General features: G+C 55.4%; 17 protein-coding genes. 7 read left to right on the top strand and 10 right to left on the bottom strand.

The annotated features are described in order from the left end of the window. Positions 1-304 precede the first annotated feature (304 nt). Positions 305-1,195 (bottom strand): LysR family transcriptional regulator, encoded by an 891-nt coding sequence (locus V5T57_RS17950; protein ID WP_332892634.1) that lies wholly within the window; start codon positions 1,193-1,195, stop codon positions 305-307. Between the two features lie 115 nt (positions 1,196-1,310). On the opposite strand from V5T57_RS17950, the gene V5T57_RS17945 reads away from it, so the two are divergent. Beyond that, positions 1,311-1,829, top strand: coding sequence for a lactoylglutathione lyase family protein (locus tag V5T57_RS17945; protein WP_332892633.1), 519 nt, complete (start codon positions 1,311-1,313; stop codon positions 1,827-1,829). Positions 1,830-2,866: 1,037 nt separating this feature from the next. Here V5T57_RS17945 and V5T57_RS17940 read toward each other — a convergent pair. The 3 genes from V5T57_RS17940 to V5T57_RS17930 form a co-directional block, all read right to left on the bottom strand. Continuing rightward, the gene (locus V5T57_RS17940) at positions 2,867-3,025 is read right to left on the bottom strand and encodes a hypothetical protein (RefSeq protein WP_332892632.1); all 159 of its coding nucleotides are present in this window, start codon (positions 3,023-3,025) and stop codon (positions 2,867-2,869) included. 835 nt (positions 3,026-3,860) lie between these two features. Continuing rightward, the gene (locus V5T57_RS17935) at positions 3,861-4,256 is read right to left on the bottom strand and encodes a hypothetical protein (protein WP_332892631.1); all 396 of its coding nucleotides are present in this window, start codon (positions 4,254-4,256) and stop codon (positions 3,861-3,863) included. 13 nt (positions 4,257-4,269) lie between these two features. Then, positions 4,270-4,575 carry a c-type cytochrome gene (locus V5T57_RS17930; protein ID WP_332892630.1) on the bottom strand — a complete coding sequence of 102 codons (306 nt, stop codon included), beginning with the start codon at positions 4,573-4,575 and terminating at the stop codon, positions 4,270-4,272. A 462-nt stretch (positions 4,576-5,037) separates the two neighbouring features. Here V5T57_RS17930 and V5T57_RS17925 point away from each other — a divergent pair, with 462 nt between their 5' ends. Next, positions 5,038-5,511: a chemotaxis protein CheX gene (locus V5T57_RS17925; RefSeq protein ID WP_332892629.1), complete on the top strand. Its 474-nt coding sequence runs from the start codon at positions 5,038-5,040 to the stop codon at positions 5,509-5,511. Between the two features lie 142 nt (positions 5,512-5,653). Next, positions 5,654-6,481 (top strand): ion transporter, encoded by an 828-nt coding sequence (locus V5T57_RS17920; protein ID WP_332892628.1) that lies wholly within the window; start codon positions 5,654-5,656, stop codon positions 6,479-6,481. A gap of 1,328 nt (positions 6,482-7,809) precedes the next feature. On the opposite strand, the gene V5T57_RS17915 is transcribed toward V5T57_RS17920, so the two are convergent. The 3 genes from V5T57_RS17915 to V5T57_RS17905 all read right to left on the bottom strand — a co-directional run bounded on the left by V5T57_RS17915 (position 7,810) and on the right by V5T57_RS17905 (position 9,466). Next, positions 7,810-8,031, bottom strand: coding sequence for a hypothetical protein (locus V5T57_RS17915; RefSeq protein WP_332892627.1), 222 nt, complete (start codon positions 8,029-8,031; stop codon positions 7,810-7,812). 83 nt (positions 8,032-8,114) lie between these two features. Further along, positions 8,115-8,501, bottom strand: a complete 387-nt coding sequence (locus tag V5T57_RS17910; protein WP_332892626.1) for a hypothetical protein — start codon at positions 8,499-8,501, stop codon at positions 8,115-8,117. An 11-nt stretch (positions 8,502-8,512) separates the two neighbouring features. Next, on the bottom strand, positions 8,513-9,466 hold the full coding sequence (locus V5T57_RS17905; protein WP_332892625.1) for a PDC sensor domain-containing protein: 954 nt from the start codon (positions 9,464-9,466) through the stop codon (positions 8,513-8,515). 251 nt (positions 9,467-9,717) lie between these two features. Between V5T57_RS17905 and V5T57_RS17900 the strand changes: the two genes are divergently transcribed. From V5T57_RS17900 to V5T57_RS17890, 3 genes are all read left to right on the top strand, one after another. Then, positions 9,718-10,473, top strand: a complete 756-nt coding sequence (locus V5T57_RS17900; protein WP_332892624.1) for a TatD family hydrolase — start codon at positions 9,718-9,720, stop codon at positions 10,471-10,473. 3 nt (positions 10,474-10,476) lie between these two features. Continuing rightward, on the top strand, positions 10,477-11,199 hold the full coding sequence (locus V5T57_RS17895; RefSeq protein WP_332892623.1) for a tRNA threonylcarbamoyladenosine dehydratase: 723 nt from the start codon (positions 10,477-10,479) through the stop codon (positions 11,197-11,199). A 205-nt stretch (positions 11,200-11,404) separates the two neighbouring features. After that, complete coding sequence (locus V5T57_RS17890; RefSeq protein WP_332892622.1) at positions 11,405-11,893, top strand: ferritin-like domain-containing protein; 489 nt, start codon at positions 11,405-11,407, stop codon at positions 11,891-11,893. A gap of 286 nt (positions 11,894-12,179) precedes the next feature. On the opposite strand, the gene V5T57_RS17885 is transcribed toward V5T57_RS17890, so the two are convergent. Further along, a complete protein-coding gene (locus V5T57_RS17885; RefSeq protein WP_332892621.1) occupies positions 12,180-12,938 on the bottom strand; it encodes a class I SAM-dependent methyltransferase in 759 nt (252 codons plus the stop codon). A 67-nt stretch (positions 12,939-13,005) separates the two neighbouring features. Continuing rightward, the gene (locus V5T57_RS17880; RefSeq protein ID WP_332892620.1) at positions 13,006-14,628 is read right to left on the bottom strand and encodes a tetratricopeptide repeat protein; all 1,623 of its coding nucleotides are present in this window, start codon (positions 14,626-14,628) and stop codon (positions 13,006-13,008) included. 136 nt (positions 14,629-14,764) lie between these two features. Here V5T57_RS17880 and V5T57_RS17875 point away from each other — a divergent pair, with 136 nt between their 5' ends. Then, on the top strand, positions 14,765-15,472 hold the full coding sequence (locus V5T57_RS17875; protein ID WP_332892619.1) for a class I SAM-dependent methyltransferase: 708 nt from the start codon (positions 14,765-14,767) through the stop codon (positions 15,470-15,472). A gap of 34 nt (positions 15,473-15,506) precedes the next feature. Here V5T57_RS17875 and V5T57_RS17870 read toward each other — a convergent pair whose 3' ends face one another. Further along, on the bottom strand, positions 15,507-16,910 hold the full coding sequence (locus tag V5T57_RS17870; protein WP_332892618.1) for a M20/M25/M40 family metallo-hydrolase: 1,404 nt from the start codon (positions 16,908-16,910) through the stop codon (positions 15,507-15,509). Positions 16,911-16,930 lie beyond the last annotated feature (20 nt).

Raw genomic sequence — 16,930 nt, 5'->3', positions numbered from 1 at the left:
GGCCACCGGCTTCAACCGGTGGCCTTTTTTATGGCGCCTCTGCCTCCATAGAAACTTTAGCCCCCCGCTTCACCTCTGTTCCTATGGGCGGCTACTCGTGGCTGGTGACCCAACGGTCGCAAGCAGGGGTTAGGTTTATGGTGGCCCCCCTTCTCTCAAGGATAAGTGACAGCCCCACGGCTTCCTTTCATACCCCACCACACCGAATCATCCAGCAGCCTGCTGTTCAGCCAAGCCTGGGGGAACACACTTTTGATCACAGCTCGACCTGTTAGGCCACCATCCCAGGCCTAACAAGGGGGGCTCAGACCCTTAGCGGCTGCGCCCCCCACTGGGACTCAAGCAGAGAACGGATGCCTCCATAACGCGCCGGCAAAGGGCGATGCTTCTTGGTGATCAAATAGACCGTTTCATTGACCGGATGAACCAGCGGGGCGATGTGTAGGCGCTTAGGCTCAGGAAAGGCCGCCAAAGCGGAGTGCGGCAGAACGGTAAAACCCAGCCCCATGGCGATGGGTAAAAGAATTTGACTAAGCTGATTGATGTAACTGGTTTTGGGGATGGCACCCATACCTCGATAGCTCTGTGGAAAATTCGCTTCCAACAGCTGGCTGGCATAGTGATCGCCATCGGGATGATCGATAAAACCCAGGGCCATTAACGTCGACCAAGAGGCCTCCACCCCGGCCGGTAGGATCAGACAGAGGGCATCTTGACCCAATATCTGTTGGGCCAACGCGGCATCCTGCACCGGTTGGGTTACCAAACCCAGATCAGATTGGTTGCTGAGCACCCGTGCGACAATGGCCGGGTTGGGGGCGGCCTCCAGCTGCATCGACAAAGCCGGGTGCTGCTGCTGCCATGTTAACAGTTTGGGGTAGAGCTGCATGGCCATGGCCCCAGAACAGGCCAGTTTGCACACCCCTGTGTTGGGGCAGTCCGCGGTTAAGGCGCGGTGCAATGCCACCTCCGCTTGAGCCTGCTGCAACCCATACGCATAGAGCTGCTCACCGGCTACCGTCAGCTCAAAGCTTTTGCCATGACGGTTTAACAAGGGCTGCTCAAGCTGCCGCTCTAACTTTTGGATATGCTGGCTTACCCCCGGCTGAGTCATATGTAGCCGCTTGGCGGTTTGGGTAAAGTGGCCGGTCTCGACCACGCACATAAAGGTACGTAGAAAGGTGGGATTTATCATAATCTAATATTATCTTTTTAATGATTTTTGATAATTTCACATAAGAGTACGCCCTTGCTAGGCTTGTGGTCAACCCAACATAGGGGTGATTACCCCAAGCCACAGGAGCACCACCATGCTGCCATCTGCCGCACCAGCCCCCTACCCCCGGACCTTTTCCCACATCGGTATCTCAGTACCCGATCTGGACGCCGCGGTGACTTTTTATACCGAAGTCCTAGGGTGGTATTTAATCATGAAGCCCACTGAAATTGTGGAGGATGGGCGTGCCATTGGTGAAATGTGTACCGATGTCTTTGGCCCCAACTGGTCCTCGTTTCGTATTGCCCATCTCTCCACGGGTGATCGGATTGGTGTTGAGCTGTTTCAGTTTAAAAACCAGCAAAACCCCAAAGACAATTTTGAGTATTGGAAGACCGGTATTTTTCACTTCTGTGTGCAAGATCCTGATGTTGAAGGCTTGGCGGAGAAAATTGTGGCGGCAGGGGGCAAAAAACGCATGGCCAAACCCCGTTACTACTATCCGGGAAAAAAGCCCTATCGCATGATCTATATGGAAGACCCCTTTGGCAATATTCTGGAGATCTACAGCCACAGCTACGAACTGCACTACGCATCCGGCGCCTACCCGTAAGCCACGCCTTTGCTAGGCACCTCCGCCTGTTTGATCTAAGCATAGATCCCGCGCTAAGACATGGGGCGGAGCCCCTGACCTAGAGCCCTAATCCGAGCCCTTTTTTTGGGCAGCGTCCCCCTAAGCAGGTACAACCACGGGCCTTTGCCCTGCCCTAGGCTTACCTCCCCAGGCTGGGAGGCCACCTCTGTTACCACCGGCCCGTCACGGTCCCGCATCAAAAAGGCCGCCGGTCTACACCGGCGGCCTTTGAGACACCTGATCCATTTTTTGAGCTTTTGTGCACCCAACCCTGGGGCCAAAGTGCGCTTTACCACCCTCAGTAAGTTGTCATCTGCGGTTGGGTTATCCACAGAAAAACCACACGCAGCCCCCTTCGTTGAAAAAGGGCTCTATCAGCATGTTCAACCCAAAGGCGAGCCTGCTTGCAGTCCGCCGTTAAGACCATCACAACGGACCAGCTTTCTCCGAGGGTTCCCCCCTCAGGCTCAGCAGACACCTCTGTTACCACCGGCCCGTCACGGTCACGCATCAAAAAGGCCGCTGGTCTACACCGGCGGCCTTTGAGACACCTGATCCACACCCCTTAACGCTGGGTCGCTTGATCATACCGCCAAGCCTGTTGTGCGGGTTTATGCCCCTGGGTGAGCAAAGTCACGGTCACGCATCAAAAAGGCCGCCAGTCTACACCGGCGGCCTTTGAGACACCTGATCAATTTTTTGAGCTTTTGCGCACCCAACCCTGGGGCCAAAGTGCGCTTTACCACCCTCCGCAAGTTGTCATCTGCGGTTGGGTTATCCACAGAAAAACCACACGCAGCCCCCTTCGTTGAAAAAGGGCTCTGTCAGCATGTTCAACCCAAAGGCGAGCCTGCTTGCAGTCCGCCGTTAAGACCATCACAACGGACCAGCTTTCTCCGAGGGTTCCCCCCTCAGGCTCAGCAGACCACCTCTGTTGCCAACGGCCCGTCGCGGTCACGCATCAAAAAGGCCGCCGGTCTACACCGACGGCCTTTGAGACACCGGATCAACCCCCCTTAAAGCTGGGTCGCTTGATCATACCGCCAAGCCTGTTGTGCGGGTTTATGCCCCTGGTGAGCAAAGTCACGGTCACGCATCAAAAAGGCCGTCAGTCTACACCGACGGCCTTTGAGACACCGGATCAACCCCCCTTTAAAGCTGGGTCGCTTGATCATACCGCCAAGCCTGTTGTGCGGGTTTATGCCCCTGGTGAGCAAAGTCACGGTCACGCATCAAAAAGGCCGTCAGTCTACACCGACGGCCTTTGAGACACCGGATCAACCCCCCTTAAAAGCTGGGTCGCTTGATCATACCGCCAAGCCTGTTGTGCGGGTTTATGCCCCTGGTGAGCAAAGTCACGGTCCCGCATCAAAAAGGCCGCCGGTCTACACCGGCGGCCTTTGAGACACCTGATCCATTTTTTGAGCTTTTGCGCACCCAACCCTGGGGCCAAAGTGCGCTTTACCACCCTCCGCAAGTTGTCATCTGCGGTTGGGTTATCCACAGAAAAACCACACGCAGCCCCCTTCGTTGAAAAAGGGCTCTGTCAGCATGTTCAACCCAAAGGCGAGCCTGCTTGCAGTCCGCCGTTAAGACCATCACAACGGACCAGCCTTCTCCGAGGGTTCCCCCCTCAGGCTCAGCAGACCACCTTTGTTACCACCGGCCCGTCACGGTCACGCATCAAAAAGGCCGCCGGTCTACACCGGCAGCCTTTGAGACACCTGATCCATACCCCTTTTAAAGCTGGGTCGCTTGATCATACCGCCAAGCCTGTTGTGCGGGTTTATGCCCCTGGTGAGCAAAGTCACGGTCCCGCATCAAAAAGGCCGTCAGTCTACACCGGCGGCCTTTGAGACACCGGATCAACCCCCCTTAACGCTGGGTCGCTTGATCATACCGCCAAGCCTGTTGTGCGGGGTTATGCCCCTGGTGAGCAAAGTCACGGTCACGCATCAAAAAGGCCGCTGGTCTACACCGGCGGCCTTTGAGACACCTGATCCACACCCCTTAACGCTGGGTCGTTTGATAAAACTGCCAAGCCTGTTGTGCGGGTTCATGCCCGTGGGCGAACTGAGCGGCCTGCTGCTCGGTTTTAAACAGCTTGGCCTGCCCAACCCCATTAAGCACTGCCAAAGCCCACTGAACACGACTGGGGGCCTGAGCTTCGGTGTAGTAAAGCGCCGGTTGCCCCGGTAGACCATACTCCACACACGAACCCGTTGCCTCAACCCGCTGGGCAATGGGTTGAGGGATCTCCTCAATGTCGCAATAGACCTGGAACAGGCTGGCGGGCTCCCACAGATCGTAAAAGGCCCCTGGCTGCTGCAGAGCCAAACCAAACAGATCCGTTTGCCGGATAACTTTAAAGCTGCCCTGCTGGCCATCATGCCAATAAAGGATCAACGCCCTAAACCCTTTACAGGCTCTTTAAATAAGCGGCAATCGCCACCCGGTCTGCTTCATTGATATTTGGAAAAGCAGGCATAACCGGACCACCACTTTGAATATGACCCGCAATGGCTGCAGGCTCGGCATCACTCCCCGCAACTTTCAGCAAAAAGCCTAACTTACCTGCCCCTTTATCCCCATGGCAACTGGCACAAGCCTCTGCAAAAATGGTATCCGGGCTGCTACCCGCTGCCGGTGTATAGTCATTGTTTCCACCACAACCGCTCAACAAAATACCTGCTGCGGCCAATCCGATCCATTGTATACGCTTCACAACTGTTACTCCTTAAGGTCAAACCACCTCTTCCATTTGCTCGCTGCAACACAGATTCATCTCAAATTGTTTAGTTCCCATGTTAGAAAAAAAAAGATGCTTATCCCCCCGGCCAGAAAGCCTGCCATTCTGTCACATTGTTACGGAGTTCTGACATATTCCAACATCGCCATATGTTTTTTTTCAACCTTCAAAAAAGGCTTACACCATATGGAGATCACCGTTTTTTACTGCGAAACCGCTTTTATCACACAGGGTTGGAACCATTTATTCACTTGAAAGTCACAAACTAAGAGTAGGAAAATAGAGGGAACGTGGCGTATGGCCTTCTCATTGGCCTGACCAAAAAAAATAGACGTTGCTTTGCACACCACTATTGGGTATCACCTGCGGGTTGACTTGCAGCCCGATCTCCATGAACGATACAACATGGTTGTCATTGCGACCATACAGGACAGGACTATGGATAGTGCTATCTCCAGCGCCGTAAAATCCGGTGTACATGATATTGCCCTCACCTTTTTAGCCATGGATGTAACGGCAGGCCCCACCATGGCTAAGGATATTGACGGCACCTACGCCCCACCGGAGGCTGAGACCTCTGCCCTGATCATGCTCAGAGGCGCTGTTAACGGGGGTTTATTCCTCTCCGCGCCCGAACATGTGGCCATGGCCATGACCGGTGGACTGTTAGGGGAAGAGCCCGAAGAGATGAATGAAGATGTCTTTGATGGCTTTGGTGAGGTCGCCAATATGATCGCCGGCAGTATCCAGACAGAACTGTCTGAAGAGCATGGTGAAATCAACCTTAGCCCGCCTGAAATTCTAGGCCAGGGCGGCACCTTTGAGGCCGACACCAGCAGCTACGGGCACAGTGTACGGCAGTTTTTTAAAACCCCTACGGGGCCCTTCTTTGTCGAAATTTTCTACACCTGATCTCAGCGTGTTGTCAGAATAAAAAAAGGCATGGCCATAGGGCCATGCCTTTTGTATTTCTGCGCTTTCCATGCTAAATAATGCCCACTTAAGCAAGGGTTCAAACCAGGACCTCTCTTCATTACCTACGGTGAGCTAAACCATGTCCAGCAAACTGACGGCACTTGTCGAATCCACCCGTTTTCAAAACTTTATTACCGCCATTATTGTCCTCAATGGGATCATCCTAGGGTTACTAACCAACCCCAATTTTGACCCAACCCTGCTGGCACTGCTTGAGGGACTCGACACCCTATGCTTGGGTATTTTTATGGTGGAAATCTCATTGAAAATGCGTGCCTACGGTATACGCGGCTTCTTCCGTAGTGGCTGGAACCTCTTTGATTTTATCATTGTCGCCATCGCCCTTATGCCCGCGCAGGGTAGTCTTTCGGTACTGCGGACCTTCCGTATTTTCCGGGTTATACGTCTGGTCTCGGTGGTTCCCACCATGCGCCGGGTTGTACTGGGCATGTTGCTGGCCCTACCGGGGGTGGGCTCTGTAGCCAGCTTATTGGTGGTGGTGTTCTACATTGCCGCCGTTATGGCCACCAACCTGTTTGGCACCGCTTTTCCGGAATGGTTTGGCAACCTGGGCGCCAGTATGTACACCCTTTTTCAGATCATGACCCTAGAGTCCTGGTCTATGGGCATTGTGCGCCCTGTTATGGCGGTCTATCCCGATGCTTGGGTCTTCTTTATTCCCTTCATCATGCTCACCACCTTCACCGTCTTAAATCTGTTCATCGGTATTATTGTGGATGCCATGGCCATTACCAAAGAACAGGAGCAGGAAGCCAACACCGGTGTGCATCAAGAACCCTTTACCGACACACTGGCCACCCTGGGCACACGCTTAACCCGTATTGAAGAACAACTGGCCCGTCAGAACCAGTTGCTGGAAGAAAACAAAACACAAAAACACCCCTAGCCAAGGCCAGCAACCTTTTTTAGACAAGGTTTGCCCCCCTAGCCTTTCATGCACAGCCCCAAATCCATCAGGCTCAGGTTGGGAGCTCTCTGCACGACCCTAGCCCCGCCGAGCTCAGGTTGGGAGCTCTCTGCACGGCCCCGTCGGGCTGCTGGGGACCTCTGCACGACCCCAGCCCCGTCGGGCTCAGGTTGGGACCCTCTGCCCCCAGCCCCGTCGGGCTGCTGGGGACCTCTGCACGACCCCAGCCCCGTCGGGCTCAGGTTGGGACCCTCTAGCCTCAGACCCGTTAGGCTCTCTCTGTACACGCCCCCAGCCCAGTCAGGCTGCTGGGGACCCTCTGACCCCAGCCCCGTCAGGCTGTGGTTGGGACCCTCTGCACGGCCTCTGTCCCGTCGGGCTCTGCTGTGGAGCTCTGCACGACCCCAGCCCCGTCGGGCTCTGGTTGGGACCCTCTAGCCTCAGACTCATTGAGCTCTGGTTAGGCCCCTCTGATGCGCTGCGCCACCCCACCGGGCAGGCGCCAGCACTCAACCGGCACGGCCCCGGCTAAGGGCAGACCGAGCACGCCCCTTCATGCCCCGCCTTTGCATACAGACTCTCTCATGGCTTGTTGCCGGTTTGGCTGGCCACCTAGACAGATGCTCAAACCCTGATGAAAAAAGGGATGCCTGAAAGCCCCCCCCAGAACAGGGGCACCCCCTGCAAGAGAGGCAGATCGTACCCTAACCTGAGTCAGGCGCACCACAAGCCACCTTCACAGGCCAAAAATAGGGCTGATATCACCACGCAGAGCCATACACCAGACAAGCAATAGGGGTCGATACCCCGTGAGGGCGCGGATGACCCCTCTCGCCCAGACCCATGGCGATGCCTCACCCAAAACGACCCCGAGAAGACCAACCAAGGCGCACCACAAGCCACCCTCACAGGCCAAAACCAGGGCTTTGATCATCACCAAGCGCGCCATGCACCAAACACGCAGAACAGGGTCGGATACCCGCTAAGGGCGCGGATGACCCCTCTTGCCCAGACCCATGGCGATGCCTCACCCAAAACAACCCCGAGAAGACCAACCAAGGCGCACCACAAGCCACCTTCACAGGCCAAAACCAGGGTTGATCATCACCAAGCAGAGCCATGTACCAGACAAGCAATAGGGGTCGATACCCCGTAAGGGCGCGGTTGATTCCTCTCGCCCAGACCAGCAGACGTGTACCGCCTAAAAGTGGAGTCTACAGAGGCGGCCAGACCGACAAACAGATAAGCCGCTGGCTAAAAAACCAACGGCTTAAAGAGACAAAAAGGGCCATCTGTGGGGGGATGATTTAAGAGGTTGGAGGCATCAACCCCAAAGCACCGAGAAAAGCCATAACCTCCTGCTCTTTTTCCCGGAACTGGCGCATGCGTCCTTCCACCTCCTCTTCAGACATCCCATCGGTTTTCTGCATCAAATGATGTAACGCTTCCAACTCGCCCTTCAGCTGCTCCAGCTTTTTTATGCTGGCGGGGGTCATACCCTGTAAATTTTGCAGCAGCTCTTCACTCATACCCACACCTTTATTGATCCATGATGATTCATAAGAGGCACCAAGTTTACCGAATTGTTCGCCCTTTTCGCAGCAAAAAACGCCTACGCTTTCGGCTGTAACGAGGGCGGATAACAGATCGAGTCTTGATCCTGCCCCTCACGGGCGGCCTCCTGCGCCTGACGCATGGCATCATCACAGCGACTGGCGGCCAATACCCGGTTGGCATTGCAGATGGTTTTTTGAAATTGGGGATAACTTAGATCTTCCAGCTCATGGGCTATGGCTTTAAGCACCTGATCCCGAGCCACCAAAGCATGAAAACGGTAGTGACCGGGCCCCTCTTCCTCCGCCGCGGCCTCATACACCTGGGCATCGGGAAAATCCACCTCAATATCCCCAGGCAGACGGGCCCTTAACTGAAACAGAGCAGGGTCGGACGCATGGGCCTCCACCGAAAGAAAACGACCCCCTTCTAGAAAAATCCACATCGTCTTATCCCCTATTGTGCCCCACCAAACCAGAAATCCAACCCCTTGTTTAAAAACTCCTCATAACCGATGTAGTGCGAACCATCGCAAGAAAAGTTTAAGGAGACCAAGCCATTACAGATATTTAAGGAGGCGTTGCGCAGATAGATCACCTCATCGGCAAAACGCAGCTCTTTAAACATCTCAAACACCTTCTCCACGGCCTCTTTAGGAACCACCGAGCGGGAGGTGTAAGGTTGGTGGGGATAGGCTAGGCACACATGGGGGTCGATCAGATCATCAAAACTGAGAATACGGTAGGAGTAAGGATCATCCACCAACCAGACCGAGGCCCGGCTGCTGCTGAAATGGAGCTTGCCGTGGAACACCCCATTTTCCGTCATCAGCTCGGTCATTAGGGCCAGAATATCATCAATACGGCTATCCAACAGGCTCTCGACCCGGTGCTGCTGGAACAGCCCCCCACGAATGGCCGGATCCCCTTTAATCTGCCGCCACCCATGGTTCTCTTGATAGAGCGACTGGGTCCCCGGCAGCTCCCGCAAGTCATAGTCTGCCCCCAAAAAGCCGATAATCATGCCTTCAGGATCCCGCATCACCTGCACCGCGGTTAAGGAGGGCCGCTTGTTGTTGCGGCTGATGTAGGCATCCGACAATTTAAAATCGGTGGTTCCCACAATGTTCTGCATATAGGGGCGGGTGGATCGATCCCGCGCCATATGCCGGTCATCCAACCCATCCCGGGTGATGTTATCAATAATCTGGCGCGCCCGAGCATCGGTTACAAACAGATGTTTGCAAAAGGGAATATTGGGTATCGAGTCACTCAGCCGCGCCTCTAACCGGTGACGGTCTGGCATATCCAGGGCACACTGCTTGGCCAAGTCATACATGGTATTACCCAGCAACGCCGTCAGCTCCTCCCGCTGCTTTCGAATGCTCTCTTTTAAACTGCTGTATAACATGCGCCACCTCTTCTCTTAATCGATAGACATCAATGTATGGTACGTTTTTTATGCGGTAGCTGGAAGTGCTGGAGCGATGTGCTAAAATAACGGACCGGTTGCCGCTGTGGTTTGCTTTTTTGCGAGGCCCCTTTATGCGGGGGCAGAGCACCGGCTTGACCCCCAACCGAGCACAGCACACGGGGCTAACATAATCGTGCACCGCCCGATCACAAGAGCTTACCTTTGGAACCCCCCATGAACGGTCACCCATGATCGATACCCACTGCCACCTGGACGCCCCCCTATTTGACCATGACCGCATGGCCATGCTGGCCCGTAGCCGTGGGGTTGGGGTGCGTCACTGGGTGCTGCCAGCGGTGACCCTGGCACGGCTACCCAAGCTGTTGGCCTTGCAGGGGCCAGGGGTCACCATAGCCCTGGGGTTACACCCGATCTATCTGCACCAACACCCTCAGGATGCCCTAACCCAGTTACAGCGTTGGTTGGATCAGGTCAAACCACCCTTGATGGGGGAGATTGGTCTGGACCACGCCTGCCCCAAGCCGAGCCATGCGGCCCAACGCACCCTGTTTGAAGGCCAGCTAGAGATCGCCCAAGCACGTGGGTTGCCGGTACTGTTGCATGTACGCAAAGCCCATGAACAGGTTCTGCAGGCTCTCAAGCACCGAGCCTTTAGCCACGGGGGTATTGTGCATGCCTTTAACGGCTCCCTCGACCAAGCGGCCCGTTACCGGCGCATGGGCTTTAAACTGGGTTTTGGGGGTATGCTTACCCGCCCCCACTCCCGTAAGCTCCACGCCCTGGCCCGCACCTTACCGGAAACCGATTTGGTGTTGGAGACCGACGCCCCAGATATGCCCCCCCACCCCCACAAAGGGCAGCGCAACGAACCGGCGCTACTCCCCTATGTGGCGCAAAAGCTTGCGGACCTGCGGGGGGTTGCTCTGGCTCAAATGGTGGCCACCACCACCGCCAACGCCCAACACGCTTTAAAAATGGATTGAAACATGGAATCTGGACTGTTCGAACGCACCTCGATCCTCATTAAGGAGGAAGGGATTCAAAAACTGGCGGGGCTGCATGTGTTGGTCTGTGGTTTGGGTGGGGTTGGCAGTTATGCCGCCGAGGCCCTGTGCCGAGCAGGGGTCGGCCGTTTAACCCTGGTGGAGCACGATACCGTGGCCAGCTCCAACATCAACCGCCAGCTCCACGCCACCCACGACACGGTAGGTCAAAAAAAGATTGAGGTGATGGTGGGTCGTATGCAGGCCATCAACCCCAACTGCCAACTGGACCCCAGGGATCATTTTATCACCCGTGAGACCATACCTGAGCTGCTGGATACCGCCCAACCCCATGTGGTGCTGGATGCCATCGACTCCCTCAACTGCAAAGTGGGGCTGATCGTAGAGAGCTACCGCCGGGAGCTGCCCATCTACAGCTCTATGGGGGCTGGTGGAAGAGTGGACCCCACCAAAATTGAGCTGAGTGATCTAACCAAAACCCACACCTGCCCTTTGGCCCGCAAAGTGCGTTTAAGAAGTCGCCGTGAGGGGGTTAAAAAAGGGGTGATCTGTGCATGGTCCAGCGAGCTTCCCGCCGCGCCATTACCGCCAGAACCGGTTAGCCAGGGCCGCCCTAGAGCGGTCAATGGCACCATTAGTTACCTACCGGCACTATTTGGTTTAACCTTAGCAGGGCGTATTGTGCAGACCCATCTACAAGAATAATAAGCTTTGTTAACATGTAGTTAGAATATAAAAGTGAACATTAACATTCGCTTATAAAATCTAGCTCATCACCCTATTTAACGTTTTTGTCTTCCCATCCCCCACACACCCTTTTAGACTGTGTTCGGGGGGAAGTAATTCATAGGGGCCAACGTCGGTCCTTATGAAAGGCATTTGTTAATTACCACCAGGAGTGAGGCAAACCATGCAAGAGGTCATCGATCTGTGGAAGAAGGCTGTTCGTCACGAAGCACTCACGGTTAATTTTTACAGTCGTGCATCGGAAGTGACCGACAACGACGAGTCTCGTATGCTCTTCATTCAGCTTTCTGAGATGGAGGGTGGACATATTCAGGAACTGGTGGACCAAGCGGCCAAATCCAGCTGCATGAAGGACAGCGGTGTAGATCTAAAAGACTATGCCGACTCGCTGGAGAGTGACGAAGGTCATGAGTTCTCTGATGAAGAAGAGAAAGCATTTGTTGCTGGCGACATGCGTACCGTTTTAGAAATTGCCCTGCGTCATGAGCGCGGTGCGGTGGCTATGTATGGTGAACTGCAACAGAAGACCAGCGACAACGACACCAAAACCTTCTGTAAAGAGCAGGTGGAGAACGAAAAGAAGCATGTCCATGAACTGGAAACCATGCTCAACTCCCTGGATCTTTCAGCAGAAGACCGCCCCGGCCTGTAAGCTGAGGACCCCATACCCGTGTCGATCATCACACGGTAGGATGGAGATACAAAAAAGCCCCGCCATTTTGGTGGGGCTTTTTTTATCGTCACGCAGGCGGCTGACTGTTACTGAGCCCAAAGCTGTTTTACAGCACAGCGCTTAGGGGTTGCCGCTCCGTCCGGGTTGCGCACAGGGTAGATTCTACCGCGGCGTATACCCTGCGAACCCGGCGCATTTGGCCCGACCACACCACCAGGGCGCCGCATCAGACCCCAGTGTGGTGATGCATCACGCAAGATCTGGCTTAGATCCGCACCTGAATATTGGGCATTTTACCGCACAGAAGATGCTTTTTATAACGGTGCGTTTGCTCTGGGTTAAAGAACATCAGGGCATCCTTACCCTCAACCTGTTTGACCCGCCACACCTGACAGCCACTAAAGTAGTGGGCATCCTCCACCGTCAACCCATGCTCCAGGGTAACCAGTGAGCGGGCTTGGTGGGCTGGGGTCCATTGGTAGGCCGCTGCGGAGCGCTCGGCCACCGAGAAGTTGGCCGCTTTTTTAACAATAAACCCATTCTCATAGTTAAAGACCGACAGGAACTTACCCTTTTGACAATCAAACCCTGCATAGATCAGGTTTTGCATAAACAGGGGGATGGTGCAGATGGTCAAATGCCCCTCAATAAAGGTATTGGGGTCATGTTTGGGGCCGGTAATGACCAAGGTACCATCCTCAGCCAGCATGTCATAAATCCGATCCAAAAAAAGCCCCACATTGCGTTGATGCTCAATCACATGGGAACAGAGGATAACATCATAGGGTTGATCGGGTTGATGCTCAAAAAAGTCCTCTTGACGGTCCGCATCTGGCGCATATTTATCAATACTGGTCACCTGTAGCCCAAACAGACGCATCAGCTGGGTATGCTGCCCAGAGCCCGAGCCGACATCCAGCGCACGGATCGGCCGCTCCCCACGGGGTGCTGGCAAGGTTAACAGATACTCCAACAGCGTACAGAAGCTCCAGTCAATCTGCATCACATCATATGTCTGGGACATCACATCTCCAACCCCATAAAAAACGTGCTTCGATCAAGGGCCCACAGCCCCCTTGACGCAGGTTCACTCACCGCGCCACGGGCAGTTGTTTGGCCATTTGGTCCAAAGGTTTATACCACTGTCCGGGCGCCTGTTGACGCAATAGTTTTAAGCTGGGGTATAGGGGGGTATGCTCCCCGTGCAAACCCCAGAACCAATTGGGGCTGTAGGGAAGTAACACCCAGACCGGGCAGCCCAGCCGTCCGCCGATATGGGCGGTACTATTATCGATGGTCACAATCAGATCACAGCTGGCCAACTGCACGGAAAAACCGTGTAGATCAGTCAGGGCATCCACCGTCTCATCCACCTGCATATCGCAACCGTGCTGGGCATTTAAGGCGGCCACCTCTTCGTGTACCGCACCATACTGCACACTCACAAACAGACAAGCCTGCCCCCACTGCGCCAGAAGTGGCGCCACCAGCTCAGAGAGGGCAATATTACGCAGTTGGTTACGGTAGCCCCCGGTTTTCCAGGAGAGCCCAACCACCAAGCGCCCCTTGGCCTGGGCTTGATAGTGTGCCCGCTTGTGGGCCACCTGCTGTTCATCCACCCCCAACACCGGCTGGCCCGCCGCACAAAAACGGCTGTTCATACCCACCCGCGCCCAAAGGGTACCCAGGCAGAGACGATAATCAAAGCGCTGATCTTGCCAGTCGTCGGGGTTTTGCCAGCGGGGTAGCCACTCCATGGCCTGGGGAAATTTAACGGCCTTTAACAGAGGGATCAAACGGGCATCCACCTCCACACAGACCCGCGTAGCCGGTGGCAGGTGATGCAGGGCCTCCAAAAACAGCGCCTCATCACCAACCCCTTGCTCAGACTGGATAAACAGACGTTTTCCGGCCAGCTCCTTAAGATCGGCACCGGGCCAAAAAGGCCAGGAAAAATGGCGCCGCTGGGCTAAAAAATGGGGCTGTTGCAGACGCTGCTCAAACCATGGGAACCAGGCATCATAGCGCTGTTTTAAATAGTAGGCCGAAGCCAGATGGGGCTGAACCTCCCCCCCCTCTGGATGGATCTTCAGTGCTTGATGCAAAGCGTGGATGGCCCGCTCCAGATCCCGCTGCTGGAGATAAGACACCCCTTTATTAAACCAGGCGGTGTAGCAGGTGGGGTCTAAGCTCAACGCCTGATCAAACGCCTGTATGGCCGCAGCATGTTCTTGCATGGCGGCCCGTAACACCCCAAGGGTAATATACCCCTGGTAGCGCTCTGGGTGCTCTGCAAGCAGCTGTTTACTCAGGGTAAGAGCTTGTGCAAGCTCCCCCATATTTTGCCAAGCATGGATCAAATTATTCAGGGCATTAAAGTGACCAGGCTGCTGTGCCCTGTAGGCTTGAAACTGCTGTGCGGCCTGTGGCCATTGGGCTTTTTGATAGTAGATGACACCCAGGTTATAGTGTGCGGTGATCTGGGTAGGATCCAGCTGCAAAATACGCTGATAACCCGACAGCGCATCATCCAGCGCCCCTGCCTTCATCCAGGCATCGCTCTGCATAAATTTTAAACGGATCAACTGGGCGTAGTGGGCATTCAGGCTGGTTTGCAGCTGTGCCATGCCTGTCTCAAACTGGCCCGCATCCAACAGCTGTTTAATCTGTTCAATCTGCGCACGGCTGGTTAGATCTTCTTGAGTCTTGCCCATATTAACCATCTCTTTCCATGGCTCTTTTTCTGACCCAAGGATCGCAATTATGCCCTCGACAGCACTGCCCGTCACTGTACGTTATGCCACGGTTTTTTTCAAATCCTGCTCCTAAAACGACACAAAAGCGGGTAGAATGTCTGCATTTTTCCCCATCCATCGCCAAACCATGAGCAAAGGTTGCGAGTTGACCATGCAGACTGAAGACTTTTCCAAAAAGGGCCAAAAGCTCATTGAGATGTACACAAGCATGGCCAAAGATGGCTACCTGATCGGCAATGGTGCCTACATTGAAAGCGCCTTCAATGATTTCTCCATCCGCGCCTACCGTACCTTTTTAAAACCCTATCTGGTCACCGATGAGATCCAATCCCTTTTGGATTATGGATGTGGTGGTTCAAACTGGCAGCAGTCGGATTTTGATGAAGAGAGTGCAGAGTCGGCCCAAGCCTACTTTAAGCTACAAAAAGTCTGCTACTACGAGCCTGGACGCCAGATTGACCAACGGCAAAAAGTAGATGCGGTCATTAGCTTTGATGTGCTGGAGCATGTCTTTATTGCCGATATTCCCAAGGTGCTTAACGACATCTTCTCCTACGCCAACAAGCTGGTTATTTTAAACGTCGCCTGTTACCCCGCCAACGCCCGCCTGCCCAATGGGGAAAATGCCCACATCACCGTGCGGCCTGCCCAGTGGTGGAAAGGGATGGTGGACAGCATTGCGCTCCAGTACCCAGATATTCACATTTTCCTGATCTGCTCGGACAAAACCCGAAAAAGTGCCAACTTCCCCCTCTATCGTGCGGGAGAGTGGTTACAGAGTGAGCAGTTTTGTATTCCCTAACGCCCCAGCACTCCCCCCCATCAACGCCCCAACCCTAAGGGGCGCTGAGCGCTTGGACACTGGCCAACAGCAACTGTAAGCCCTGTTCCAGATCCGCCGGACAGATCGCCTCACTGGGGTGATGGCTCACCCCGGCGGCCTCGCTGGCGATAAAGAGCAAACCCCGGTTGTGAAGATCCGGGATCTGTACATCATGCCCCGCACCGGAGGCCATGTTTAGGGTGGGGATCTGCTGCGCATGGGCCACCTGTTGGATCTGCGTGGCCCACGTTTGACTCAAACGGTCGGGCATGGTCTCCCCCAGCATCTCCCGTGCATCGGCCCGGTGGCCCAACCGTTCGGCCAAGGCGTGATCAACCTCAGCCATCCGTGCAGAATCCGCACCCCGTATATCCAACTGCAACTGCATGCCCCCTGGCCGCTCAAAGGCGGGCCAACGCACCCCCTGCTCCTGGGGGTTGGCGACCAGCAGTTGGGCGGCCTCCAGCACCTGATCCACCCCCCAGCGCATCGACATGGGCTGCCCCCCGGTATGAAAACGGTGGGGGCCGGTCAACCTAACCTCAGCCCCCTGCGCCGTGCCATAGGGGCTTGCCGCCGCCAAACGCTGGGCCTGAGCCGGATCCACACAGAGCAACGTGGCATCGTCCCGCCCCACATTGGGGGCACAGTGGCAGGGGGTCACGGTCATGCGGAGCGGCCGCTGGGGTTGGTCTAGGCTTTCGGCCAACTGCTGGATGGCCAAAATAAGCGCGGCAAAACCTGGCAACGCCAGCCCCGCCAAGGGCCAGCGCTGGCGCAACGAACCGGCGATACCATGCACCACCCCCACCACCGGCTGGCCCTGCTGTTGCCGCTGATGGGCCAGGATAGGCCCCTGTTCAATATGGATCTCCAACAAGCCATGGGTGGTGGCCGCCTGTACTGGGGAGGGATCTGTACCCCGGCACCCTTGCAACGCCTGCCAGAGTGTCTCTCCATGGGCATCCACCATCTGTTGGGCTTTGGCCGGGGTCAACACCCCGCAAGCCCCTTTACTGCCCAGGCAGGAGCTACGAAAACGGGCAGACTCCTCCCCCCGCCAAGCGATCACCCGCAGGGGTCTGCTCCCCTCCCCTTGCTGCTGTAGCTGCTTAAGCACCGTCAACCCCGCAGCCACCCCCAACACCCCATCGTAGCGCCCCCCATTGGGCACACTATCCAGGTGGGAGCCCATGGCCATGGCCGGTTGCTGCGCATCACACCCTGGGGGCACCCAGGTACCATAGCTGTTGCCCCAGGCATCCACCTGAGGGGTCACACCCAGCTGCTGCAACTGGCGGCGAAACAGCTGCTGCACCGCATCCTCTTCAGGTTGGTAGGCCAGACAGTTGCGCCCCTGTTCACCCTGACCCACCGCAGCCAGCGGGTTAAAAAATGATTCAAACAACCTCAGCATGATCAACTTTCTCAGTTTGG

Origin of the sequence: Magnetococcus sp. PR-3, assembly GCF_036689865.1 — a bacterium.
Lineage (GTDB): Bacteria > Pseudomonadota > Magnetococcia > Magnetococcales > Magnetococcaceae > Magnetococcus.
This window is presented reverse-complemented; position numbering and strand designations above follow the sequence as displayed.

Bases quoted from the DNA above. Each gene is read 5' to 3' on its own strand.
- V5T57_RS17875 (WP_332892619.1), top strand. From the start codon at position 14,765: ATGTCTGCATTTTTCCCCATCCATCGCCAAACCATGAGCAAAGGTTGC.
- V5T57_RS17925 (WP_332892629.1), top strand. From the start codon at position 5,038: ATGGATAGTGCTATCTCCAGCGCCGTAAAATCCGGTGTACATGATATT.
- V5T57_RS17885 (WP_332892621.1), bottom strand. From the start codon at position 12,938: ATGTCCCAGACATATGATGTGATGCAGATTGACTGGAGCTTCTGTACG.
- V5T57_RS17900 (WP_332892624.1), top strand. From the start codon at position 9,718: ATGATCGATACCCACTGCCACCTGGACGCCCCCCTATTTGACCATGAC.
- V5T57_RS17945 (WP_332892633.1), top strand. From the start codon at position 1,311: ATGCTGCCATCTGCCGCACCAGCCCCCTACCCCCGGACCTTTTCCCAC.
- V5T57_RS17895 (WP_332892623.1), top strand. From the start codon at position 10,477: ATGGAATCTGGACTGTTCGAACGCACCTCGATCCTCATTAAGGAGGAA.
- V5T57_RS17915 (WP_332892627.1), bottom strand. From the start codon at position 8,031: ATGAGTGAAGAGCTGCTGCAAAATTTACAGGGTATGACCCCCGCCAGC.
- V5T57_RS17870 (WP_332892618.1), bottom strand. From the start codon at position 16,910: ATGCTGAGGTTGTTTGAATCATTTTTTAACCCGCTGGCTGCGGTGGGT.
- V5T57_RS17905 (WP_332892625.1), bottom strand. From the start codon at position 9,466: ATGTTATACAGCAGTTTAAAAGAGAGCATTCGAAAGCAGCGGGAGGAG.
- V5T57_RS17950 (WP_332892634.1), bottom strand. From the start codon at position 1,195: ATGATAAATCCCACCTTTCTACGTACCTTTATGTGCGTGGTCGAGACC.
- V5T57_RS17940 (WP_332892632.1), bottom strand. From the start codon at position 3,025: ATGATCAAGCGACCCAGCTTTAAAGGGGGGTTGATCCGGTGTCTCAAA.
- V5T57_RS17880 (WP_332892620.1), bottom strand. From the start codon at position 14,628: ATGGGCAAGACTCAAGAAGATCTAACCAGCCGTGCGCAGATTGAACAG.
- V5T57_RS17910 (WP_332892626.1), bottom strand. From the start codon at position 8,501: ATGTGGATTTTTCTAGAAGGGGGTCGTTTTCTTTCGGTGGAGGCCCAT.
- V5T57_RS17920 (WP_332892628.1), top strand. From the start codon at position 5,654: ATGTCCAGCAAACTGACGGCACTTGTCGAATCCACCCGTTTTCAAAAC.
- V5T57_RS17890 (WP_332892622.1), top strand. From the start codon at position 11,405: ATGCAAGAGGTCATCGATCTGTGGAAGAAGGCTGTTCGTCACGAAGCA.